This window comes from Rothia similimucilaginosa (assembly GCF_029850985.2).
Lineage (GTDB): Bacteria > Actinomycetota > Actinomycetes > Actinomycetales > Micrococcaceae > Rothia.
The window spans coordinates 519,768-543,114 of the sequence record NZ_CM138149.1; the positions used below are offsets into that span (position 1 = coordinate 519,768).

General features: G+C 57.5%; 16 protein-coding genes. 12 read left to right on the forward strand and 4 right to left on the reverse strand.

What is annotated here, in order from left to right; genetic code table 11:
• The first annotated feature begins 282 nt into the window (after positions 1–282).
• The 6 genes from guaB (at position 283) to guaA (ending at position 8,452) form a co-directional block, all read left to right on the forward strand.
• Positions 283–1,800, forward strand: coding sequence for an IMP dehydrogenase (gene guaB, locus QFX07_RS02255; RefSeq protein WP_279741219.1), 1,518 nt, complete (start codon positions 283–285; stop codon positions 1,798–1,800).
• A 145-nt stretch (positions 1,801–1,945) separates the two neighbouring features.
• On the forward strand, positions 1,946–3,076 hold the full coding sequence (locus QFX07_RS02260) for a GuaB3 family IMP dehydrogenase-related protein (RefSeq protein ID WP_049353743.1): 1,131 nt from the start codon (positions 1,946–1,948) through the stop codon (positions 3,074–3,076).
• 397 nt (positions 3,077–3,473) lie between these two features.
• Positions 3,474–3,677: a lactococcin 972 family bacteriocin gene (locus QFX07_RS02265; RefSeq protein WP_414628311.1), complete on the forward strand. Its 204-nt coding sequence runs from the start codon at positions 3,474–3,476 to the stop codon at positions 3,675–3,677.
• 260 nt (positions 3,678–3,937) lie between these two features.
• Positions 3,938–5,962, forward strand: coding sequence for a hypothetical protein (locus QFX07_RS02270; protein WP_459741222.1), 2,025 nt, complete (start codon positions 3,938–3,940; stop codon positions 5,960–5,962).
• Positions 5,962–6,633 carry an ABC transporter ATP-binding protein gene (locus tag QFX07_RS02275; RefSeq protein ID WP_279741215.1) on the forward strand — a complete coding sequence of 224 codons (672 nt, stop codon included), beginning with the start codon at positions 5,962–5,964 and terminating at the stop codon, positions 6,631–6,633. Before QFX07_RS02270 ends, QFX07_RS02275 begins: the two co-directional genes overlap by 1 nt.
• A 226-nt stretch (positions 6,634–6,859) precedes the next feature.
• On the forward strand, positions 6,860–8,452 hold the full coding sequence (guaA, locus tag QFX07_RS02280) for a glutamine-hydrolyzing GMP synthase (protein WP_279741213.1): 1,593 nt from the start codon (positions 6,860–6,862) through the stop codon (positions 8,450–8,452).
• A 240-nt stretch (positions 8,453–8,692) separates the two neighbouring features.
• Here guaA and QFX07_RS02285 read toward each other — a convergent pair whose 3' ends face one another.
• Complete coding sequence (locus QFX07_RS02285) at positions 8,693–9,154, reverse strand: hypothetical protein (RefSeq protein WP_279741211.1); 462 nt, start codon at positions 9,152–9,154, stop codon at positions 8,693–8,695.
• 294 nt (positions 9,155–9,448) lie between these two features.
• On the opposite strand from QFX07_RS02285, the gene QFX07_RS02290 reads away from it, so the two are divergent.
• Positions 9,449–10,405, forward strand: a complete 957-nt coding sequence (locus QFX07_RS02290) for an AEC family transporter (RefSeq protein WP_279741210.1) — start codon at positions 9,449–9,451, stop codon at positions 10,403–10,405.
• A 127-nt stretch (positions 10,406–10,532) separates the two neighbouring features.
• Here the strand turns inward: QFX07_RS02290 and QFX07_RS02295 are convergent, their stop codons facing one another.
• The 3 genes from QFX07_RS02295 to QFX07_RS02305 form a co-directional block, all read right to left on the reverse strand.
• Positions 10,533–12,338 (reverse strand): glycoside hydrolase family 13 protein, encoded by a 1,806-nt coding sequence (locus tag QFX07_RS02295; protein WP_279741209.1) that lies wholly within the window; start codon positions 12,336–12,338, stop codon positions 10,533–10,535.
• A gap of 151 nt (positions 12,339–12,489) precedes the next feature.
• Positions 12,490–14,301: a glycoside hydrolase family 13 protein gene (locus QFX07_RS02300; protein ID WP_279754893.1), complete on the reverse strand. Its 1,812-nt coding sequence runs from the start codon at positions 14,299–14,301 to the stop codon at positions 12,490–12,492.
• A gap of 59 nt (positions 14,302–14,360) precedes the next feature.
• A complete protein-coding gene (locus QFX07_RS02305) occupies positions 14,361–15,239 on the reverse strand; it encodes an endonuclease/exonuclease/phosphatase family protein (protein WP_279741206.1) in 879 nt (292 codons plus the stop codon).
• Between the two features lie 439 nt (positions 15,240–15,678).
• Between QFX07_RS02305 and QFX07_RS02310 the strand changes: the two genes are divergently transcribed.
• The 5 genes from QFX07_RS02310 (at position 15,679) to QFX07_RS02330 (ending at position 23,337) form a co-directional block, all read left to right on the forward strand.
• Positions 15,679–17,319 carry an alpha-glucoside-specific PTS transporter subunit IIBC gene (locus QFX07_RS02310; protein WP_459741331.1) on the forward strand — a complete coding sequence of 547 codons (1,641 nt, stop codon included), beginning with the start codon at positions 15,679–15,681 and terminating at the stop codon, positions 17,317–17,319.
• Positions 17,320–17,564: 245 nt separating this feature from the next.
• Positions 17,565–18,383, forward strand: coding sequence for a MurR/RpiR family transcriptional regulator (locus QFX07_RS02315; protein ID WP_279741203.1), 819 nt, complete (start codon positions 17,565–17,567; stop codon positions 18,381–18,383).
• 87 nt (positions 18,384–18,470) lie between these two features.
• Positions 18,471–18,929 (forward strand): cell shape determination protein CcmA, encoded by a 459-nt coding sequence (locus QFX07_RS02320; RefSeq protein WP_279741202.1) that lies wholly within the window; start codon positions 18,471–18,473, stop codon positions 18,927–18,929.
• A 111-nt stretch (positions 18,930–19,040) separates the two neighbouring features.
• A complete protein-coding gene (locus tag QFX07_RS02325; protein WP_279754894.1) occupies positions 19,041–23,042 on the forward strand; it encodes a DEAD/DEAH box helicase in 4,002 nt (1,333 codons plus the stop codon).
• The gene (locus QFX07_RS02330; protein WP_279754895.1) at positions 23,035–23,337 is read left to right on the forward strand and encodes a hypothetical protein; all 303 of its coding nucleotides are present in this window, start codon (positions 23,035–23,037) and stop codon (positions 23,335–23,337) included. Before QFX07_RS02325 ends, QFX07_RS02330 begins: the two co-directional genes overlap by 8 nt.
• Positions 23,338–23,347 lie beyond the last annotated feature (10 nt).

Sequence of the window (23,347 nt, forward strand, 5' to 3'; positions counted from 1 at the left end):
CTCCACTATGGAGGCGGTACCGGGCACTCGCTGTCGGTAGGCTCGGGCGCGCTCGCGTTCGAAGGGCGCTAGAACCTGCCGACAGCCTCCCGCTGAAGGACGCTTACTATGAGTGCTTCTCAGCAAAGAAATCTTTAGCGGTTTACTATAGAAGGTAAGCTGTTCCCGTTTGCGCTCAAACCACCTTGTGGGGTGCGAGCAGACGGTTCGTACCGCATCTTGACATATGCAACGTATAGGCTGAGCTTCTCACCGATGAAGCCAGCATCCGAAAGGTAGACAATGACCATTCCCACCGCTCTGTCCGAGGATCCCTTCGGCTTCACCGGCCTGACCTACGATGACGTGCTGCTGCTGCCCGGTAACACCGACGTCATCCCCTCCGATGCGGACACCTCTACCCGCCTGTCCAAGCGCATCACCCTGAACACCCCCATTATCTCCGCCGCAATGGACACCGTGACCGACTCCGCTATGGCTATCGCTATGGCACGTCTGGGCGGTATGGGCGTTATCCACCGCAACCTTTCCATCGAGGACCAGGCTGCACATGTGGACCGTGTTAAGCGCTCCGAGTCCGGCATGATCATTAACCCCGTTACCATCGGTGCTGACGCAACCATTGCCGAATACGACGAGGTCTGCGGCTACTACAAGGTCTCCGGTCTGCCCGTCGTTAGCGAAGAGGGCGTGCTGGAAGGTATCATCACCAACCGCGATATCCGCTACATCTCCCGCTCCGACTACGAGGGCATTCGCGTCCGCGATATCATGACCCCCATGCCGCTGGTCACCGCGCACCCCAGCGTCACCAAGGACGAAGCATTTGCGTTGCTGTCCCACAACAAGATTGAGCGTCTGCCTCTGGTCGACAACGCAGGCAAGCTCGCCGGTCTAATTACCCTCAAGGACTTCGTCAAGACTGAGCAGTACCCCAATGCCACCAAGGACGAGGACGGCCGCCTGCGTGCCGGCGCCGCTATCGGATTCTTCGGCGACGGCTACGAGCGCGCAATGACCCTGGTTGAGGCAGGCGTTGACGCACTGTTCGTGGACACCGCAAACGGTCACTCCCAGGGCGTGCTCGACATGATTGCCCGCCTGAAGAAGGACCCCGCCGCAGCACACGTGGACGTCATCGGTGGCCAGGCTGCAACCCGCCTGGGCGCACAGGCAATCATCGACGCCGGCGCTGACGGCGTGAAGGTCGGCGTTGGCCCTGGCTCCATCTGCACCACCCGCATTATTGCCGGTGTTGGCGTTCCCCAGGTGACCGCTATCAACGAGTCCGCTAAGGCAGCAATCCCGGCGGGTGTGCCGCTGATTGCTGACGGCGGTATGCAGCACTCCGGCGAGATTGGCAAAGCACTGGTTGCCGGCGCTGACTCCGTGATGCTCGGCTCCCTGCTGGCTGGTACCACCGAGTCTCCCGGTGAGCTGATCTTCATGAACGGTAAGCAGTACAAGGCATACCGCGGCATGGGTTCGCTTGGCGCGATGCAGACCCGCGGTCGCCACAAGTCCTTCTCCAAGGACCGCTACTTCCAGGCTGACGTCTCCAGCGAAGAGAAGCTGATTCCCGAGGGTATTGAGGGTCAGGTTCCCTTCCGCGGCCCGCTCTCCGCAGTGATTCACCAGCTCGAAGGTGGCCTGCGTCAGACCATGTTCTACGTTGGTTCCCGCACTATCGAGGAGCTCAAGTACAAGGGTCAGTTCGTGCGCATCACCCCCGCAGGTCTGAAGGAATCGCACCCGCACGACATCATGATGACCGTTGAGGCACCGAACTACCGCCGCTAAAACGCCTCACCAACGATGATTCGCCGCACGGTGTGCACACCATGCGCCGTTGAGCCCGCCCCATACCCGTTCAGGGATCGGGCGGGCATCGGAGCGAATAACGCCCAGCGGCACCCCTCAAACCGAATTCGAAAGGATTCACCCCATGTCTGAAATTCAGATTGGCCTCTCTAAGAACGCCCGCCCCACCTATTCCCTGGATGATGTAGCGCTGGTGCCTACCCGCCGTACTCGCGACCGCCGTGACGTTGACACCTCCTGGCAGATTGATGCCTTCAAGTTCGACACCCCGATTATTGGTGCGCCCATGGACTCGGTCATGTCCCCGGCGACCGCCATCGCACTGGGTAAGCTGGGTGGCCTGGGCGTTCTAAACCTCGAGGGCCTGTGGACCCGCTATGAGGACCCGCAGCCGCTGCTGGACGAGATTGTTGAGCTGCCCGAGGCGGACCCCGCCTCAGCGACCACCCGCATGCAGCAGATTTACTCCGAGCCGATTAAACCGGAACTGATCACTGCACGCCTGGAAGAGATCCGTGACTCCGGTGTGGTTGTTGCCGGCTCCCTGAGCCCGCAGAACACCCAGGAGCACTACGAAACCGTGGTGAAGGCTGGCGTTGAGCTGTTCGTCATCCGCGGTGCATCTGTCTCTGCTGAGCACATTTCGACCTCGCACGAGCCGCTGAACCTAAAGAAGTTCATCTACGAGCTGGACGTTCCGGTCATCGTTGGTGGCGTGGCTGGCTACTCGCAGGCTAAGCACCTGATGCGTACCGGCGCAGCCGGCGTGCTGGTGGGCTTCGGCGGCGGTTCTGCACAGACCACCCGTCAGGGCCTGGGCATTTCTGCACCGATGGCAACCGCTATCGCTGATGTGGCTGCAGCACGTTCGGACTACCTGGATGAGTCCGGCGGCCGCTACGTGCACGTGATCGCTGACGGCTCCCTGGGTCGCTCCGGCGACATGGTGAAGGCGCTTGCACTGGGCGCTGACGCTGTCATGCTGGGCGCTCCGCTGGCTCGCGCATCCGAGGCTCCCGGCCAGGGCTGGTACTGGGGCAACGAGGCGCACTCGCTGGACTTCCCGCGCGGCGTGCGCACCCCGCTGGGTGTTGTCGGCTCCCTGGAGGAGGTCCTGTACGGTCCTTCGCACCACGTGAACGGCACCAGCAACATTGTTGGTGCGCTCAAGCGCGCAATGGCTAACTGCGGTTACCTGGATCTGAAGAAGTTCCAGAAGGCTGACCTGACTGTGGTTCCCTCCTACCGCGGCTAATGTAGCTTCAAGAATCACCGCCCGGTGGTTGGTGGGTTTATCCCTCCGACTACCGGGCGGTATTGTTTTGACCTGCTCTTTTAGGTAGGGGTTGAGTCACTGCCTTTGGGAGAATGGAATTTATGACATATTGTGAAACTTTCTCATTTTTATGGTGACTGAGATTATATTTTCACTGTAGTATATCTGGCAAGGATATGGCTAAAGTCTATATTCCTTGAAAGAACTTCTGCAAAACTGCAAGTTCAATACCATATGGATATACCTATCGAAGGAGATTAGAAATGGGTATCTTCGCCCCCCTGGTAAAAAGGTGCTTACCGCTATCGCCTTGAGCGCGACGGCACTGACTGCCGTTCCTGTCGCAACTGTCCCGGCTGTGGCGACTGTTGTTGATGTGCATGGTGGTACTTGGGACTATGGCTCATCTGTCTGGGGTGTGTGGTCTCGTTATTACCACAAAGAAGAACGGCATAGCGCAACCGTTTGGGGAAGTAACTGGGTTTACTCCGGATGTCAGAAGCCCTTTACCACTGCTAGGGCTTGGTCTGGTCGTTCCTGGGACCACACTAACGAGTCTTACTATAACAACCATTGTTAGAGATGAGCGCGTTGGATGTTCTATAGCGTATTAGCAATATGGCCCTGCAAATGATGCAGGCGGCTAATATACAAAATATTTGGCGGGCCGTCTGAGTGAATCTATCAGACGGTCCGCCCATGTGACAGAAATGAATCCCCATGCTTAAGTGTCGATTCCGATTTGGCCGGTATGTATCGGTCCTCACCTCAGTTTATCTATGGGCGACCCTCGCCTCCATTGTGTTCCCTTTCTTCATGCTTCTGAGTATCAACTCGGAGATGTCTCTTGGGCATACCCGTAACCTCCAGATTGCTTCAATCAGTGAAGGCGTAGATACTCGCAAATTTCTAGAGGATATGTGTCAGGAAGCGGAGAAGAACAGTATCGCTATAGCTCGTCGCACCCTTGATGTGTCAGATACTCGGCACGGTATCGTACTCGAATTCTGTGGTGCCGAAAATACTGTACGTGGGTGGGAACAAACAGGATACCCTTCCTATACCCCTGAAGACCGCGTTGAGGTCAAAAGGTTTAATCCGGGCAAGGTTGCAGAAGCGCGAGGTCTCTACAACCTTTATGGCGGTAGTGAGCAACAACGCGCCCAGCTACTCGCTACCCTGCGTGAAAATGGTGCGCATACAACGGAATACGATGTTCTCAATCTCCGAAGTATTGCAGGGTACTACATGGGAACCCCAGGCGGGTATGCCTTTATTGCAACATGCCTAGCCCTTAGTACGGCTCTGATTGGTGCCATATTCCGGCAGACGAAAAAAAGCGCGCGCCTGCGTCTGCATGGAGCATCCTTAAACCGTGTCTACGGTGCACAGCTGCTAGAGTCGGGGCCTGCTATTCTTTGTGGAATTCTGAGCCTCTATGCCCTTTTCTATATATTCCTCGCCCTGTACAATTCGTGGGCTTTTGCGGCTTTGACACTGAAAGTTCAGCTTATTCTGCTGTGCTGGATGTTAGGCCTTATGCTTCTGTTGCATTATGTGGCTTGTGCACTTACTGTAGCTATACCTATTGGACAAGCCCTTAAAGGAAAGGTACCCACGCGTATTACCTATGCGGCTAGCTGGGCGTGCCGCTCTTTGGCGCTTATTCTTGTTGTTGCTACTCTGACCACTTTGGCTTATGCGACTCAGCAAGTCCATGCACTCAATCAAGCCCGCCCCGCGGTGCTTCAGGGTAACGGATATAGTGTGTCCTTTAATGGTTTCCGATATAAGACTAGTGACATCCAGAACCTTCAAGGCTGGAGTAAAGAACAGATAGAATCTGATAACGTCATCCTCGCTAGTGCAGAGAACCTTGTCTATACATCCTATGAATCGATTGAAGCTTATAGAGCCGGAAAGAATGAATCAGGCTCTCTGAAATCTGATCAGAGCTTGGGCCGTACCTTCCTGTACGTGAATCGTGAATATCTGGACAGTAATCCTGAATCCCTGCCAGCAGGCTTACCTCCTCTTGATGACCTGGAAGGTCGTAGCGGTCTTAGCGTCTACTATCCCCAGGAATTGGAAAAGCACACTGATGATATAAGGCACCTTGCTTCTAGTACTTTTGACTCGGCTGATAGCTCTTCTTCCTCGAATAATTTAGAAGCTTCACGTGCTGAGCTTTCGGAGTTGAGGGCATATGAGTCTGTAACGAGATCCTATACATATGGTGACGGTACTAAAGCGAACTACTTTGTGCAGAACCCCATCATTGTGTATGTCCCGAAAACTGTGCTGACTGACAGAACGGAGATGCTCGTTGCCGCCTTCAGTCAGAACGGGGCATTTATTAAGGACCGGCAGAAAGCTCTTGATTCTCTGAAGGGTAGTGCAGCTCGAAGCTACGTAGGTGAAATTCTGCCGGTGAGCGAAAAATATTTTAGTCTCACAAGCAGGATGCAGAGCGAACAACGCATTAGCTTGTATGCGCTCATCATCCTTTCCGTTTTGTGTCTTGTGACCCTTCTGGAGTACGCACGTGTGTACTGCGCAGAACATCAGCAGCGTATCGCTCGTTCCTTTACCTACGGTATGCATCCGACCCGGACTTTCCGTGGGGTTCTCATTGGGGAGGCGGTTTTGACGATTCTTGTCATTAGCTATGGAGTCCTCCAACTAACGAGTTTGGCCCACGAGCAGTATCTCAATGCTGGGGCTGAGACTGCATCTGTTATTGCAGTACTGGCAACGGTACTCTTCACATCCACTGTTATTGTGTCGATTGGTACGAGTTTATGGTCCTTTGGTAGAGGCTACCGAGTTACTGTTGCCAATCATGCGCGAAAGGAAATGTACTGATGACGTCCATCTTAAAAACAGAGAATCTGCTGGCCGTAAGCGGGGGGTCTGTGCGTATTGCAGGACATCCTATTTTTGCTGATGTCCATATTGCTGTAGCTCCGGGGGAAATGATAGCCCTTACCGGTGCTTCGGGAAGCGGTAAGACCACCCTACTCAATTGCCTGGGAACCCTCGCAGATTTTAGTGAGGGCGAGTATTCATTCCGTGGTGCACGGTTAAGCGGAGCTTCAGCGCGAACCCGCCGTCATTTCCGCCGTGATAGTCTAGGGTATCTCTTCCAGAACTATGCCTTAGTAGAAGGGGAGAGCGTTGAAAAGAATATCCTCGGACCGCTCGCGGTTATGCCGCGTTCGCAGCGTCCGAGCCGCAAAGAGCTAGAGTCCGTCCTCGCCCGGGTCGGTTTGTCTGGGCGAGAGAAGTCTCTTATCTACCAACTCTCGGGTGGTGAGCAGCAGCGCGTGGCGCTTGCTGGGCTTATGTTGAAGCAGCCTTCCCTGATTCTGGCAGATGAGCCGACCGGCGCGCTGGACGCCGAGAACGAGGCGCAGGTGCTTGATATTCTGCGAGAGCTGGTGAACGCCGGGGCCTGTGCCATTATTGCTACGCACAGCGATGCGGTGGCGGACTTCTGCGACCGGCGTATTGATATGTCTCAGTTCAAGGGATAAACGAAGAGGATTGTTTTTTGCAATGTGCCGCCTGGCTATGGAGTCGTTAACTCCGTCGCCGGGCGGTACTTTCTTATACAGGGTTTATTTTTACTTGCTGAAAAGAACGGTCATTCGCTGAAGGGTTCCCGCGCCGCGGGCGTTCAACCCCACAATGCGATAGCGTAAAATAGATATATCCCCGCGCAAGTGCGCGGATTAGTACCAACACGTTGAGGTAATTTTCGTGACCAACTCTGTGAACCTGGACCAGCTCGAAGAGCGTCCCGTCCTGGTGGTAGATTACGGTGCACAGTACGCACAGCTCATTGCTCGTCGCGTGCGTGAAGCCGGTATCTACTCCGAAATCGTCCCCCACTCCATGAGCACCGAGAAGATGCTCGCCAAGAATCCGGCAGCCATCGTGCTCTCCGGTGGCCCCTCCTCGGTCTACGCCGATGGTGCACCCAAGGGTGACAAGACCCTGTTTGAAGCCGGCGTGCCGATTTTCGGTATCTGCTACGGCTTCCAGGTCATGGCCCAGACCCTCGGCGGCACCGTCGCCCAGACCGGTCTGCGCGAATACGGCGCAACCGACGCTGTGGTCTGCGCTGAGAACTCTTCCTTCCTCACCGGCACCCCCACTACCCAGAACGTGTGGATGTCTCACGGTGACTCCGTGACCGAAGCCCCCGAAGGCTTCGAGGTGCTGGCAAAAACCCCCGGTGCATCCGTGGCAGCCTTCGTGGACGAGTCCCGCAAACTCGGCGGCGTGCAGTGGCACCCCGAGGTGAAGCACTCTGACTATGGCCAGGTTGCCCTGGAGAACTTCCTCTACAACGTGGCAGGCCTGAAGCCCACCTGGTCCACCAGCAACATCATCGAAGAGCAGGTCGCAAAGATTCGCGAGCAGGTCGGTAGCGACCGCGTCATCTGCGCGCTCTCCGGCGGTGTTGACTCCTCCGTGGCGGCAGCACTGGTGCACAAGGCTGTTGGCGACCAGCTCACCTGCTTCTTCATCGACCACGGTCTGCTCCGTGAGGGCGAGCGTGAACAGGTCGAGCAGGACTACGCAGCCTCCATGGGTATCAAGGTCATCACCATCGACGAGTCGGAGCGTTTTCTCTCCGCCCTCGAGGGTGTCACCGAGCCCGAGGCGAAGCGTAAGGCTATCGGCCGCGAGTTCATCCGCTCCTTCGAAGAGGCACAGCGCAAGCTGATTGCTGAAGCAGGCGAAGAGGGCGCAGACATCAAGTTCCTGGTCCAGGGCACCCTGTACCCGGACGTTGTTGAGTCCGGCGGCGGCGACGGCACCGCAAACATTAAGAGCCACCACAACGTGGGCGGCCTCCCTGACGACCTGACCTTCGAACTGGTTGAGCCGCTGCGCACCCTGTTCAAGGACGAGGTTCGCGCTATCGGTCGTGAGCTCGGCGTTCCCGAGAAGATTGTGGCACGTCAGCCGTTCCCCGGCCCCGGCCTGGGCATCCGCATTGTCGGCGAGGTTAACCGCGAGAACCTGGAGACCCTGCGTGCCGCTGACGCTATCGTGCGTGAAGAGCTGACCGCAGCAGGTCAGGACGAGCACATCTGGCAGTGCCCCGTGGTTCTGCTGGCTGGCGTTCGTTCCGTGGGCGTTCAGGGTGACGGCCGTACTTACGGTCACCCGATTGTGCTGCGCCCGGTCTCTTCGGAAGACGCAATGACCGCTGACTGGTCGCGCCTGCCGTACGACCTGCTGGCTAAGATCTCGAACCGTATTACGAACGAGGTCAAGGACGTTAACCGAGTGGTGCTGGACGTTACCTCCAAGCCCCCGGGAACCATTGAGTGGGAGTAATCCTTCCACCGGTAGGCTCGTAGCTGCTTGAGGTAGTGAGAGTCTATAAAGAAAGCCGCCCGGTGCATCCTGTTAGTGGATGCGCTGGGCGGCTTTCTTCATGTGAGCGTTTCTAAAAAAACTCCGTAGCTTAGATTTTTCGCATAAATTTTAAAGAAAAACGCCGAAATATTTAAAACGAGAGTTCAAATAAAAGAACTAAAAAATCTCCACAAAACCACACGGGGAAATGAAAACCCTTTAATGCGGGTGATGCGGGTGACGAATCGAATCACGCCAATGAGCGCTCGAACCCAATCCAAAATGCAACGCAAAGAATATTCCAAAGCAACAGAACCCAAACGCGCACGCCATGTAGACGCCATAGGTCAGCATCATGAACTCAGAATCATGGTTCACATCCGATGCCACAATTAGGGCCAAAGAGAAACCCAAGATCACAAGCCACATGGCGCTCGCAGCCGCAATCAGCCACGAGATAATGCTCAATACCGGGTGAGGCACCCTAAAGGTCTGCTCAGGGCCCTCGGGGGTGGGCACGGCGGCTACAGAAGCTGTAGCAGGGGTAGTAGACATAGCGGGAGAACGCCACGGAATATGCGCATCAGCATGCTGGCTAGAAGCCTTCGCCGGACGCTGCGGGACACCACCAGATTCGGGAGGGGATGAAAGATACGGCTGTTGCATTGCGGGCTCCTGCATATTTAGCCTCACGGGAGAAGAAACAGCTTAGTTCCTAATCTCGTAAGGAATGAGTGTCAGTGATAGAACGAAAGAATATGGTGGAAAATATATTCCCTCTATATTTCAAGATTAGAAGCGAACCGTCTAAAAAATGAGAGTATCAGCGAATAAGATGCAATATGACGCAAAAATTTCGAAAAATACAAGGAAAAATTAATAAACCTCAATCTGAAGGTTCAGGGTAGGGTTATTAGACAGGGACCTTAACCGTAAAACAACGGCACAGACACAGCAACAGCGAAAGGAACGAGCATGGGAATGATCCTCCCACTCCTCTACTTAGGGGTAGGCTTCGGGCTCGCAACGTTGCTACCCGAGCACTGGGGCAACCACCTGAAAGAAAGCGCCTCCGCCCTGCTGACCTGCTGGATTATCCCCACCGTCATCGTTTATATCGTCGCCACCAGCCGTCCCGAACTCTTCTTCATGGCAGCCTCCACCATGGTGCTCATGGCGCTTCTCGTACGCTGCTCCGGCTTTTTCACTAACGACCCGGTGCAACGGCTCGCCCTCGTCTACCTCAACGCCGGAATCTTCGGAATCCCCGTAGTCGCCAGCTTCTGGGGTGAGGAAGCCGTACGCCTATACGTCGGCGCGTATATCGGCAACTCCGTCATGGGTAATATTCTCGGCACCTCACTCATGCGCAGAGAAACCAATACAGATGGACTCACGACTAGCCGCACCAAGCCCACACAAAAAGCTGCCGTTAGTGCGGTACTACGGTCCCTGCTCACTAACCGCCCCATTGTCGCCGTAGCAATCGGGCTGATATGCATGCCCACCGGACCGTTTCTCAACACCCACGCCGCCGGTATCTACCGGCTCATCACCTGGGTCTTCAGCTTCGTCGGGCTCATGGTGCTAGGCATGTGGCTGAGCACCGCCCGACTGCACCGAACCGACCTAAAACAAGCCCTCGGGTGGGCAGTACTTCGTGTTGTGCTCGTGAGCGTCTACAGTGTCGGCATACTAACCGCTGCATACTGGATGCACACGCATACCGGAGTGCACCTCGATCAGCTACTGGCACACCCGCAGGTACTTTTTATCCTCGGAGTGCTACCGCCAGCCGCTAATATCGTCATTCTGGAAACCCACTACCGGCACGAGGGGACTGCAGCTCCGGTTATTGCTGCCGGGGCAGTCGTCAGCCTGGGAATGATAGCGCTCGCCGTGCCGATTCTGCAGCTGATGTTCTCCGGCTAAGCGGCACTAAGAATGCACGCCGGAATAATAAAGGACAACACAAAAGGAGGGCGGGACATAAGCCTCACCCTCCTTCTGCTGTCTAATACCTTATCGGCACGCGGTAGCACTCAACGAGCTACAGCGCTTATCGAACGATGTAGTACACCTTCGCCTCGTAGGGGCGCAGGGTCGAATCCGCGTCGTCCTTGTAGTTCGAGCTCACCAGCTCAACACGAGCACCAGCCTCAAGAGCCTCAGCAAGCACATCGAAGTCGCGCTCCTGCTCCTCGGCAGTGAAGTTCGAAACCACCAGCAAAGACTCGTTCGCGGGGCTGCCGTCCGCACCACCGGTACGGGTGTACGCGTACACAGCCTCGTCTTCGTTGTGCGGAACCTGAACCGAGTCCACCGGAGTGAAGGCCGCGTAAACCATCAGGTCCTTCAGCTTGCCGCGGCGCAGAGCCACCAGCTGCTGGTAGTGGTAGAAGATCGAATCCTCATCAGCCAGAACAGCCTCAGCGTTAATCGCCGGGTAGTTCGGGTTCACGGCAATCCACGGGGTCACACCCTCGGGGCTGAAACCACCGTTAGCGGATGCATCCCACTGAACCGGGGTGCGAGCATTGTCGCGGCCCTTAATGTAGATTGCCTGCATCGCCTCTTCGTGGCTCAGACGCTTGTGGTCAATGTGCATATCCTCGTAGAAGCGGATCGAGTCACCATCGCGGTAATCCTCAATCGAATCGAACTTCACGTTGGTCATGCCCAGCTCTTCACCCTGGTAAATGTACGGGGTGCCCTGCATGAAGTGCAGGGTGGTCGCCAACTGCTTAGCGGACAGGGTACGGAACTCATCCGAATCGTTACCGAAACGAGAGACAACGCGCGGCTGGTCGTGGTTGTTCCAGTACAGCGAACCCCAGGCGTTACCCGCCAAGGTGGTCTGCCAGTCGTTCAGGATGCGCTTGAGCTCGGTCAGCTTGTACGGCGCGTAGGACCACTTGCCGCCCAGATTGCCGTTCGGGTCGTTATCCACGCCCATGTGATCGAAGTGGAAGATCATGTTCAGCTCACCGGTGTGGTAGCCAGCCCACAGCTTAGCGTCCTCGGGGCTGGTTGCGCTGGTCTCGCCCACGGTCATCACATCGTAGCGGCTGAAGGTCTCACGGGTGAGCTCCTTCATCCACGGGTGTACCATGGTGCCGTTCGCAATGACGAACGGAATTGAGGAAGTGTGCTTCTCAAAGTCAGTGGAGGGGTCATCCGGGTAGCCCTCGGGCTTGGAGATGATGTTGATAGCGTCCAGGCGGAAGCCGTCAACGCCCTTGTCTAGCCACCAGCGGACCATGGAATACAGGTCCTCACGAACCTTCTCGTTCTCCCAGTTCAGATCGGGCTGTTCCTTGAAGAAGATGTGCAGGTAGAACTGGCCGGTCGCCTCGTCCCACTCCCACGCCGGGCCGCCGAACTCGGATGCCCAGTTGTTCGGAGGAATTGGGTTGCCGTCCTCGTCGAAGCCCTTCGGGTCCTTCCAAATGTAGTAGTCGCGGTAGGGGTTGTCCTTCGAGGAACGGGACTCCTTGAACCAGGGGTGCTCATCGGAGGTGTGGTTTGCGACCAGGTCCATCAGGATCTTGATACCGTGCTCGTGAGCGGTTTCGAGCATCTCGTCGAAGTCTTCCATGGTGCCAAAGTCACTCATGATCGCGAAGTAGTCAGAGATGTCGTAGCCGTTGTCCACGTTCGGCGAATCGAACACGGGGGAGAGCCAGATGACGTTGATGCCCAGCTTAGCCAGGTAGGGCAGCTTCTCGGTGATGCCCTTAAGATCACCGATACCGTCGCCGTTTGCGTCGTTGAAGGAGCGGGGGTACACCTGGTACACCACGGCTTCCTTCCACCACTGGCGGCCTTCGTAGGAGGGAACCTCGTATGCCTCGGAGTTGCTCATAATTGCCTTTCTATACCGGCTAACCAGCCAAAAAGAGAACAAGTTGTCTGTGAAAAATAAAAGACGGTGAAAAATAAAAGATAGAAACCCACGCCGGTGCGGGAAACCCCAAACTATGGGGGTTTCCCGCACCCAAATGCAAGAGCCTTACTTACGCATTACCGAAAAGGTAAACCTTCACCTCGTAGGGACGCAACAGGGTACCCTCGTCGGTGAACTCGCGGTTCTCGTCGCGGTAGTTCGAGCTGATCAGCTTCGGGCTGTTCTCAGTTGCTTTCAGCTCAGCAGGGGAGAGAGCCTGCGAGTTGGTCAGCACCACTGAGTCCAGGTTGCCGCCCGCATAGTTCAGCTGAACGGTGTCATCGGTAAAGTTAGCGACAACCAGCAGGGTGCGCTCGCCGGTTGCTTCGGCGTCCTCGTCGGAGTTCACGCGCAGGTAGGCGTAGACCTGCTCGTCTTCTTCATCCAACAGGCGGTACTCACCGGTCAGGACAATCGGGTGCTCGCGGCGCAAGCTAATCAGGTCGCGGTAGTGGTAGAACACGGAATCCGGGTTAGCGAGCTCTGCCTCTGCGTTGATTTCGGTGTAGCGCGGGTTCAGTTTCAGCCACGGGGTGCCGGAGGTGAATCCTGCGTTCTCGCCGGCGGTCCACTGCATGGGGGTGCGTGCGTTATCGCGACCGGAGGCGCTGATGTAGCGCAGCATATCCTCCGCGGAGACGCGGCCCGACTCTTCAACGTACTTGCGCCAGGAGTCGTGAATCTCCAGGTCGTTGTAGTCCTTCACATCGTCAAAGAAGACGTTGGTCATACCCAGTTCTTCACCCTGGTAGATGTAGGGGGTGCCCTGCATCAGATGCAGTACGGTGCCCAGCATCTTGGCGCTGACGGTGCGGTACTCAGGGGAGTCGTTACCGAAGCGGGAGACGGTGCGCGGCTGGTCGTGGTTGTTCCAGTACAGGGAGTTCCAGCCGCGGCCGTGCAGACCCTCCTGCCAGTGGGTGAGGACCTTCTTGAGGTCAACCAGGTTGAAGCGGCGGTCGGACCACTTGCCGGTCACGCCACCTTCGGAGGCGTCTACGTCCATGTGCTCGAATTGGAACACCATCTGCAGCTCATTGCGGTCGAAACCGGTGTAGAGCGCGGCGTCGTCCACGGTCACGCAGGGGGTTTCCCCCACGGTCATGACCGGGTACTTGCTCAAGACCTCGCGGTTCATCTCCTGCAGGAATTCGTGCACGCGCGGGCCGTTAGCTGCGACAGCCAGGGAGTTGTCGAGGCCGCCAGCGAGGACCGCAGGGTCCTCGGGGAAGGAGAGGTCCTTAGAAATCAGGTTGATGACGTCCATGCGGAAGCCGTCCACACCCTTGTCCAGCCAGAAGCGCATGATGTCGTAGACCTCTTCGCGGACCTTCGGGTTCTCCCAGTTCAGGTCGGGCTGCTTGATGGAGAAGTAGTGCAGGTAGAACTGGCCGGTCGCCTCGTCCCATTCCCACACGGAGGGGCTGAAGCAGGAAATCCAGTTGTTCGGCGGAATCGGGTTGCCGTCCTCATCGAAGCCCTTGGGATCGCGCCAGATGTAGTAGTCGCGGTAGGGGTTGTCCTTGGAGGAGCGTGCCTGCTTGAACCATTCGTGTTCGTCGGAGGTGTGGTTGACAACCAGGTCCATCATGAGCCTAATGTCGTGCTTGTGCGCGGTTTCGAGTAGCTCATCGAAGTCTTCCATGGTGCCGAACTCAGTCATGATGGCGCGGTAGTCGGAGATGTCGTAGCCGTTGTCATCATTCGGCGAGGCGTAGATGGGGGAGAGCCACAGCACCTGAATACCCAGCTTGGCGAGGTACGGAATCTTCTCGGTAATGCCGGGCAGATCGCCGATGCCGTCGCCATTGGAATCGTTGAAGGAGCGGGGGTAGATCTGGTAGACCACCGGTTCCTGCCACCACTGGGTTTGGGTCGTCATGATTGTTCCTTCCCTTGGTATGGTTGCGTGGGGCCGCTCTGTGGGCGGCTAAAGTCTGATTAGCGCTGGTTGGTGAGAGGCGTAAGGAGGCTCTGCGGTGCCCAGCTGGAGGGGTCAATGTCCAGGAGCAGACCGCTGTGATCGGAGATCGCTTCGGGGGAGTTGTCGCGGAAGACTACCGCGTGAGAGTTGACCGTGAGCAGTCGGTCGGCGAAAACGAAGTCGATGCGCTTGGCGTCAGTGTTACCTTCCCAACCGGCGATTTCGCGGTGGACGGTATTCTCACCGTCCGTGTGCTCAGCCAGCATGCGGGTGTCAATCATGCCGCTGGAAGTCACATATGCGTAGCCTTCATCGCTCAGATGCGCGGCAGAGTTAAAGTCGCCGCCGAGTAGCACGGGTGCGGTGAGGGCGCATTCTGCGAGTGCCTGCGAGAGACGGGTGTATTCCTGCGCGAAGAGGGGTTCGCCGTCGAAGTCCCACCAGGACATGTGGGTGGTGGCACACCAGAAGGTGCCCGTCTCAGTTTCGATGAGCGCAGCTTGGGCTGCACGGCGCTGTACCTGGTGGTAGACGTAGTCGGGGGACATCTCGATGGGCTTGATGCCGCGAATCGGCAGGCGCGAGAGGATTGCGACGCATTCGTCGTAGAGGTCCCAACCGATGTGGGTTTCGGTGAGGGTCCACTCATAGCTTGCACCCATTTCGTTGAGTGCCTGTACGAGTAGCAGGGCGTAGTTATCTTCGCGGACCGGCACGCCTGCGCCGCCGCGGTAGTTCAGGGGCTCCTTCACAACGGGGGTGGAGGTGAGCTGGTTGACTTCCTGCAGCGCAATGACATCTACCTGCTGTTCAATGATGAACTTTGCAAGGATGCGGATTTTCAAAATCTGGTGGATTTCGCACCAGCTATGGGTGTTGAGGGTGAGGAAGCGCATATAACTAAGTCCGGGGTAGTGTATGAGAAAGAAGTTTGAGGGACGCACCCCGTTGTTGAAGGTTGGGAGCACAGCGGGGGCTCTGGACCTATGGGTGCACTGTTTATGCTATCGATTCTGTGCGCTGGGTAATAGGGAAAAAGTCTCATCTACAGCAAGTATTTTTAACCAGTGCCGGGAGATGTTTCAGGTTCTGAAAAACTCTTTCAAAACTTCATAAATTGGTATCTCTGACTACGTAAAAGCTGGCATTATTGTTTCTGTCTAAAAACACATTCGGCATTTAGCGCACGCAGGTCATGTGGCGCCGATTTCATACACTTCCAATTAATTAGAGGTATAAAGATACGGCGCTCGAATGCATGAACAGCAGGTTGGCAATGAACGCCAACCCCTGCGTCCGCGCACTCGACAACCCGAAAGGGCGTATAGCCTCATGATGGAAAAAGTACAGAGGTTCGGCTCTGCCATGCTGGCACCCGTTCTTCTCTTCGCATTCGCTGGCCTCGCGGTCGGTATTGCGATCATTGCACAGAACGGCGACCTAATCCCCCTCGCCGCTGACAAGAACAGCCCCTGGAACCACTTCTGGTCTGTTTGGGAGTCTGGCGCATGGACCGTCTTCAACCAGATGGAACTGCTCTTCGTGATCGGTCTGCCCATTGCACTGGCAAAGACCGCTAACGCACGTGCAGTGATGGAAGCTGCCATGGTCTACCTGACCTTCAACTACTTCGTTGGCACCATGCTCAAGGTATGGGGTAAGGGCGAAGGCGGCACCGGTTTCTTCGACCTGGACTACACCACCGACATTTCTGAGAGCGCGGCAGGTACCGGTCTGAAGATGATTGCCGGTATCAAGACCATGGACACCGGTATCTTCGGTGCCATCATCATCTCCGCAATCGTGGTGTGGGTACACAACCGCTGGTTCGACAAGAAGTTGCCGGACTTCCTCGGTATCTTCCAGGGCTCGCAGTACGTTTACGGCGTCTGCTTCTTCCTGATGATGCCCGTGGCATTCCTGTTCTCCTGGCTGTGGCCCTACGCTCAGCACGGCATCTCCTCCCTGCAGGGCTTCTTCATCGCATCCGGCGCAATCGGTGTGTGGGTTTACACCTTCCTGGAGCGCTTCCTGATTCCTACCGGTCTGCACCACTTCATCTACTCCCCGTTCGTCTTCGGTAACGTTGTTACCCCGAACGGTATCGCTAAGGACTGGCCGAGCCACCTGAGCGAGTTCGCTAAGAGCGACAAGCCCCTGAAGGAACTGTTCCCCGGCGGCGGCTTTGCACTGCACGGTAACTCCAAGGTCTTCGCACCCATCGGTATCGCCGCAGCGTTCTACACCACTGCTCGCCCGGAGAAGCGCAAGGAAGTTCTTGCTCTGCTGATCCCCGTCAGCCTCACTGCAATCCTGATCGGTATTACCGAGCCCCTCGAGTTCACCTTCCTGTTCCTGGCACCCCCGCTGTTCCTGGTCCACGCAATCCTGGCAGCAACCATGGCAGCAATCATGTACCAGCTGGGTCTGGTTGGTTACATGGGTGGCGGTCTGCTGGACTTCCTATTCCAGAACTGGATCCCGCTGTGGGCAAACCACTCCGGCACCTACCTCATGCAGATCGGTGTGGGCCTGTGCTTCACCGTCCTGTACTTCGTGATCTTCCGCTTCATGATTCTGAAGTTCGACTTCAAGACCCCCGGTCGTGAAGAAGACGGCGGCGAGACCAAGCTCTACAGCAAGGCAGAGTACAAGGCTGCTAAGGCTGCTGAGAAGGACGGCGGCGCAGCAGCTCCCGCAGCTGACGGTGACCTCTACGCACCTCGCGCAGCAGGCTTCCTCGAACTGCTCGGTGGCGCAGAGAACATCACCACCGTGAACAACTGCGCAACCCGCCTGCGCGTCTCCGTTGCTGATGAGTCTCTCGTCAGCACTTCGGACGCAGACTTCAAGAATGCAGGCGCTCTGGGTCTGGTCCGCAAGGGTAAGGCATTCCAGGTTATCGTCGGCATGGACGTTCCCCAGGTTCGCGAGCGTTTCGAGACCATGGTGAACGAAGCTAAGACCCTCTCCTAAGAGGATTCAGCTTTCAGCCGCCTGACGGCATGACGCCTCATAAGGTATAGACTTCGCCGGCGGTATCGGATAACACCGATACCGCCGGCGAAGCTGTACCCGGATACATACCCGACGTATACCCAGCTCAAATCTGTAGACACACTCACCCTAAGTGAGAGATGACTATCCTCACCCACCCTGGCCGATAACCCTAGAGCGTGTACTATTTATATATTGCTCACCATCGGATTCAGGAGCTTTGAGTGGATTTACAAGACGTCGTGAATGCGAACCAGCACCGATTCAGTGAAACTGAGCGGGAAATTTTGGCATTCATGCTGGAAAATGAAGAGTTCGTTGCAGAGTCAACGATCAACTCCCTGGCGCATAAAACTTATACTTCGACCAGCTCAATTATCCGTTTGACGAAGAAACTGAACTTCTCCGGATTTGCTGAGCTGAAGTACTTCATTAAGTCATCTCTGAACCGCAGCGAACCCTTCAATCCACGGTTCATTGAGAGCGGCCGCGAAGACATTCAGCGGACCTACGACTACCTCGAGCATATGGAGCTGAGCGGACTGCTTAAGCGCATTCATGAGGCTCGCACAGTGTACTGCTTCGGTACCGGCTACGCTCAGCGTAACGCCGTGCAGGAATTTGCCAAGTCCATGCAGGTTTGCGGTAAGTTCTGCCACGTCATTCCGGCACGTAATGAGTTCGAAAGTGCCATGAACAATATGACCCAGGACGACGTGGTCATCATTGTGTCCTTCTCCGGCCAGACCGAGAACATGCGTGAACACATTAAGATGCTGGCGCTACGCCGCATCCCAATGATTGCGGTGACCGCCATTGGCGTGAACTACATGTCCTCGCACGCCGAGTACTCTCTGCACTACCAGACCACTCCCACCCATATCAGCACCCACCGCAAGCCCTACTATTCGTTCGTGGCGCTGTCGGTGCTGCTGGACTACATCGTGCGCCGCTACATTGAATTCGTTGAACACGAGCGCCGTGAAACCCTGCAGGACCAGGTGGACGACGCTCTCAACAGCGGGGGCGAAATCGACGCCTGACAAGGCGTGACTGTGCCCGTCTGCTCCTTTACTCACTCCTCCTGAATCCGACCGAATCCGCCTGAGACCATCTGAAAGAGACACCCTGTGACCGCAATTTTCGCGCTCATCGATAACACCGAGAAGATGCGTAAGTACCTGTTCTGGTACCTCATGATCATCCCCGCACTGCTGTTGCTGTGGATTGTGCTGGGCGCAGCGAACTCCCAGATGGACTTCCAAGCAGCCCTGAAGATTCCCTTCTTCACCGTGGCGTTTCTGAATGCCTGCCTCAGCCTGCTGCTGGGTGGCACCCTCAAGCTCGCAGGTGCAGAGAACGAACGTACCGAACGGGCCTACGCCCTGTACCTGACCGTACTGCTGGTCATTATTGGTAACCTGCCCGGCGCAATCCTGAGCTTCTTCCTCTTCCGCTCCCTGCGTTTCGGCAACCTGGAAAGCGAACTGGCGCCCAAGTACCGTTGGGTGCTTCTGCCTGCCCTGTTCTTCTACGTATTGGTGACCGTAGTGCTGTTCGCCGTCAATATCGCAATGTGGTCGAAGTAAGCGCACAGGCACAGTAAGCACAAAAGTGCAGTAACCATACAGGCACACACTGACACTCGCCCTTTTGAGGCACACCGGGCAGAGGACCCCGGAAGAACTACAATCTTCGGTGTGTACGCGCAAACGTACACCGTACTGATCCACAAGGACACTCGCACCGTGAACCAGATTCCAGAGCCTACCGACGCGCACCACGCACCCGGCACTCCGGCTGATACTGCTCAGCCCGCCGTAGCCGCCGCGACCTCAGCAGAGGAAACCCACGAAGTAGCCGACGAAATCAACATCGCCGAGCTGCCCGCACACCTGAACCCCGCCCACGAGGACTTTGACCCCTCGGCGGGGCTTGAGCGCTGGACAGAACAGATGGACATTTACACCGGTCCCGACGCGATGCTCGACTTCAACCAGGTCGACTACGTGCACATCGACCTGTCCGAGGCGAACCCCTCCGGTTTGGCTCAGCTACTCGCTGGACGTAAGACTCGCCTCTCCACGATTCTGCGCGAAAAGTCGCAGCTGGAGGCAGGCATGCGCTCCGCACGCACCCTGCGCACCAAAATCTACGAGCTTGCCACCGACCACGGCCTGGACTCCGGCTACTTCGTGGCGGGTACCGCCTCGTGGCTTTCGCACGACACCCGCGAGAATACCGCCGCCTACGAGAAGCGCTTCATCGCACCGATTCTTATGGCACCGCTGAGCATCACTCCGCACCCGAAGGACGATGACTTTGAGCTGCGCCTCGCCGGTTCCGCACGCCTGAACCCCGCGATGGTCCGACAGATCAAGCAGGAATACGGTATCGATCTGGGCACCATGGATGTGGCGCAGCTGGCGAACTCCATGTCCCGTCTGGACCCTGAGCCGGTCATCGAACGTATGCGCGCCTCTGCAGGCCGTATTCCGGGCATGACCATCGAGTCGAAGTACTTTATCTCAACCTTTGCTGACCTGAAGGAAAGCCTGGGCGAGCTGCCGCATACCGCCATCACCCCGCTGGTTCGTGACCTGGCGGCGCTGAAGGTGCCCGGCGTGAAGCCCCGCGAGCTCAACGCCCACAACCTGCAACCACCCCTGGATCAGCGTGACCCTGCAGAGGAAATGCTCCTGCTGGATGCGGACGCAAACGCTCAGGAAATTGTTGACACAGCGGTCAGTGGATTCTCCTTCACTATCACTGCGGCGCCCGGCACCGAGCCGCTACGTACTGCTGTGAATATTGCTTCTGCCCTGATGGGGCGCGGCAAGTCAGTGCTGGTGGTGGGCGAGAAGCGCTCCACTCTTGCCGATTTTTCGGCGCTGCTCAAGCGCACCGGCATTGAGAACCTGCGATACGATCTGCTTGCCGAGCATAATGCTGAGGCTCAGCGCGCCGAGTTCATCCGCGCAATCGTGCGTAATGAGGGCGCCGAAGAACCGAACTCCGAGGACCTGAACGAAGAGCTCATGGCAACCCGTGCCGCGCTGCTTGACCATACTCGTGCCCTGCTGAACAAGGACTCGAACTGGCAGATTTCTGTCTACTCGGCGCTGCAGCGTCTGGCTGAGCTGACCGCCTCCGAGGACGGCCCGGCAACCCGCGTGCGTTTTGACCGCCCTATGCTTGATTCGCTCATGGAGCGTGAGCAGGTGCGTGCCGAGCTGGTGCGTCTGGGCGAGATTGATGGTTTTGCGGCAGCTTCGCGTACCTCCCCGTGGTACCGTGCCCGCCTGGTCAATGACGAGGAAGCTGCCGAGGCATACGCCCTGGTCATTACCCTCAAGTCGTCCTTGCTCAACCTGCGTGAGACGATGAACCACACCAGCGCCATGCTGGGTTTGCGCCCGGGTCGTACCATCGCTGAGTGGGAGTCGCAGCTGGCGATTCTGATGCGCATCCGTGAGACGCTCAAGCGTTTCCGTGCGGATGTCTACGACCGCCCGGTGACCGACCTAATCGCGGCGACTGCCTCCGGTTCGTGGCGCCGTGAGAACGGCATCGAGATGAGCAGTATGCAACGTTCCCGCCTGCGCCGCGCGGCGAAGGAGTACATCCTGCCCGGAGTGAATATCGGTGAGCTGCACGAGCAGCTGAAGGTGGTTCAGTCGGAGCGTGCCGAGTGGATTCGCCACATTGAGGCGCCCCGCACCCCGCAGATTCCGGAGAACCTGGATCAGCTGGCTGACGCCCTGAACTCCCTGGTTTCTGAGCTGGCGGGCCTGGGCATTGTCCTGGCTGACACCATTGAAGGCACCGACTTTGTGCGCACCAACCTTGACACACTGGATGCGCGTCTGGACGCCCTCATGGCGGACCGCGTGCTGCTGATGACCCTGCCGGAGCGTGACGCCCTGACCCAGAAGCTGCGTGAGCGCGGTCTGTCGGAACTGCTCGATGACCTGTACGCGCGTAAGGTTCCGACCGAGGTTGTTTCCGCTGAGCTGGAGCTTGCCTGGTGGCAGTCTGCCTTGGAATTCTTGCTACAGCATCACGAAGGTAAACTGCTGGATGGTGACCGTCTGCGCGATGCAGAGTCACGTTTCCGCCGTGCCGATTACGCCCACATGACTAGCGCTCCGGCCCGTTTGCTGGCGAAGGTTGCTCGCGTGTGGACTGAGCGTATTGAGTCTGAGCATGACCAGGCGGCGTACCTGAAGAGTCAGCTGCGTGGCTACGAGTTCATGCTCGAAGAGTTGCTGACTCACGCCCCGGTCATGGTGCGTACCCTGTTTCCGCTGTGGACTGCGAGCCCTTTCGCCCTGGCGCGTAAGGTTTCCTCCTCCATGCGTTTTGATACGGTGCTGCTGCTGGACTCCGAGTCAACCCCGCTGGCGGCGAACCTGCCGGCGATTACCCGCGCCGACCAGGTGATCGCCCTGGGCGACCCGCATTCGGGTTACCCCTCGCCGTTCATCGTGTCTGCGCCGACTTTCGGTGCACCTGAGCCGACCGATGAGCAGCTGGACAGCACCTTCGACGTGCTCGCTACCGTGCTGCCCAACCGTACCCTGGCGATGCTGCACCGCAGCATGGACTCGGTGATTCTCGACTACCTGAACCGTGAGTTCTACGGTTCGCAGCTGCATGCGGCTCCGGTGAGCCGCGCCTCCGCCCAGCCTGCCGGTTCGCTGACCGTTGAGTGCATTGATACTCGCGGTAAGGTCAGCGATAACGCGAACCTGGATTCGCCCGGTGTTGAGGTGGAGCGCGTCACGAACCTGGTGCTGGAGCACGCGTACCGCGCCCCGGACCGTTCGCTGGCGGTTGTGACCGCTAGCCCGAAGCACGCTCAGCGTGTGGCTGAGTCGGTGCGTCACGCCCTGAGCCTGTACCCGCAGCTGGCACCGTTCTTTGCCGCCGGCGAGGAGTCTTTCCGTGTGGTCGACCTGACCCGCGCTGAGAGCCTTGAACGCGATACCGTGATTTTCTCCCTGGGTGTAGGCCGTGCCCGCCTGGGCCAGGCGTCGTACGATTTGGGTCAACTGTCTGCCGAGCACGGTCGCCAGGGCTTTGTGGTTGCGTTGACTCGCGCACGCCGTGCCCTGCGCATCGTTTCGTGCATTGACCCGTCGGAGCTGGACCCGCAGAAGCTACATCATGGTGCGGTGGACTTCTACCATCTGCTGCGTGAGCATGCGGAACGTCAGGCGCGTGAAGAAGTGGAGGCGAAGGCACAGCGCGTACCGGAGAGCCTGCCGCGTAACGCATTCTTGGCAGCTGACGATGTGGACACCCCGGATTTGGGCGACTGGCTGCTGAACGATTTGGTTGCGCGTCTGCAGGATTGCGGTGTGCGTGTGAGCCGCGGTGAGGGCGATATCGCTCTGATTGCGCACGCCCCGGAGAAGCTGGCGGCTGAGCCGGTGCCTGCGTTGGGCGTGGCTCCCGTGGTCTCGTCGAACCCGAGCGTCCCGGCGGCTATGCCGCTGGTGGCGTGCTCTGATGGCGAGCAGAATTATGCGCGGGCTTCGGTGCGTGAGCGGACCCGTCTGCTGCCGGAGCGTCTGAGCCGCACGGGCTGGAACTACATTACGCTGGGCACCCTGGAGGTGTTCGCTGATCCGGATGCTGTGGTGGCGCGTGTGCTGCACTACCTGGATATGGATGAGGGCGCTGAGGTCCGTGGCTAGTTATTCGTCGACGCCGAAGCCTCGCCGCGGCCACCGCCGTGTGAGCGGCGGCGGCTCAGTGAGTGGGGCTGAGCCTCTGCTGGTGGGTGTAACGACGCCTCCGGCGGTGGCTTCGGGTACCTCGTCTGTTGCGGGGACTTCCGTGAAGAAAGCTGATGCTCAGAACCTGACCTCTCAGAAGGCGGGTTCACAGAAAGCGGCTACCTCCGCGCAGCCGCTGCCACCGGAGGAGCGTGAGCGTCTGGAGTGGATGCGTCAGCAGTGTCCTCCGCACTGGGGTAACAATATCGTGTAGTGCATCCGAG

Coding starts and splice junctions, on each gene's coding strand:
- guaB (WP_279741219.1), top strand. CDS start 283: ATGACCATTCCCACCGCTCTGTCCGAGGATCCCTTCGGCTTCACCGGC.
- QFX07_RS02260 (WP_049353743.1), top strand. CDS start 1,946: ATGTCTGAAATTCAGATTGGCCTCTCTAAGAACGCCCGCCCCACCTAT.
- QFX07_RS02270 (WP_459741222.1), top strand. CDS start 3,938: ATGTCTCTTGGGCATACCCGTAACCTCCAGATTGCTTCAATCAGTGAA.
- QFX07_RS02275 (WP_279741215.1), top strand. CDS start 5,962: ATGACGTCCATCTTAAAAACAGAGAATCTGCTGGCCGTAAGCGGGGGG.
- QFX07_RS02285 (WP_279741211.1), bottom strand. CDS start 9,154: ATGCAGGAGCCCGCAATGCAACAGCCGTATCTTTCATCCCCTCCCGAA.
- QFX07_RS02290 (WP_279741210.1), top strand. CDS start 9,449: ATGGGAATGATCCTCCCACTCCTCTACTTAGGGGTAGGCTTCGGGCTC.
- QFX07_RS02295 (WP_279741209.1), bottom strand. CDS start 12,338: ATGAGCAACTCCGAGGCATACGAGGTTCCCTCCTACGAAGGCCGCCAG.
- QFX07_RS02300 (WP_279754893.1), bottom strand. CDS start 14,301: ATGACGACCCAAACCCAGTGGTGGCAGGAACCGGTGGTCTACCAGATC.
- QFX07_RS02305 (WP_279741206.1), bottom strand. CDS start 15,239: ATGCGCTTCCTCACCCTCAACACCCATAGCTGGTGCGAAATCCACCAG.
- QFX07_RS02310 (WP_459741331.1), top strand. CDS start 15,679: ATGGAAAAAGTACAGAGGTTCGGCTCTGCCATGCTGGCACCCGTTCTT.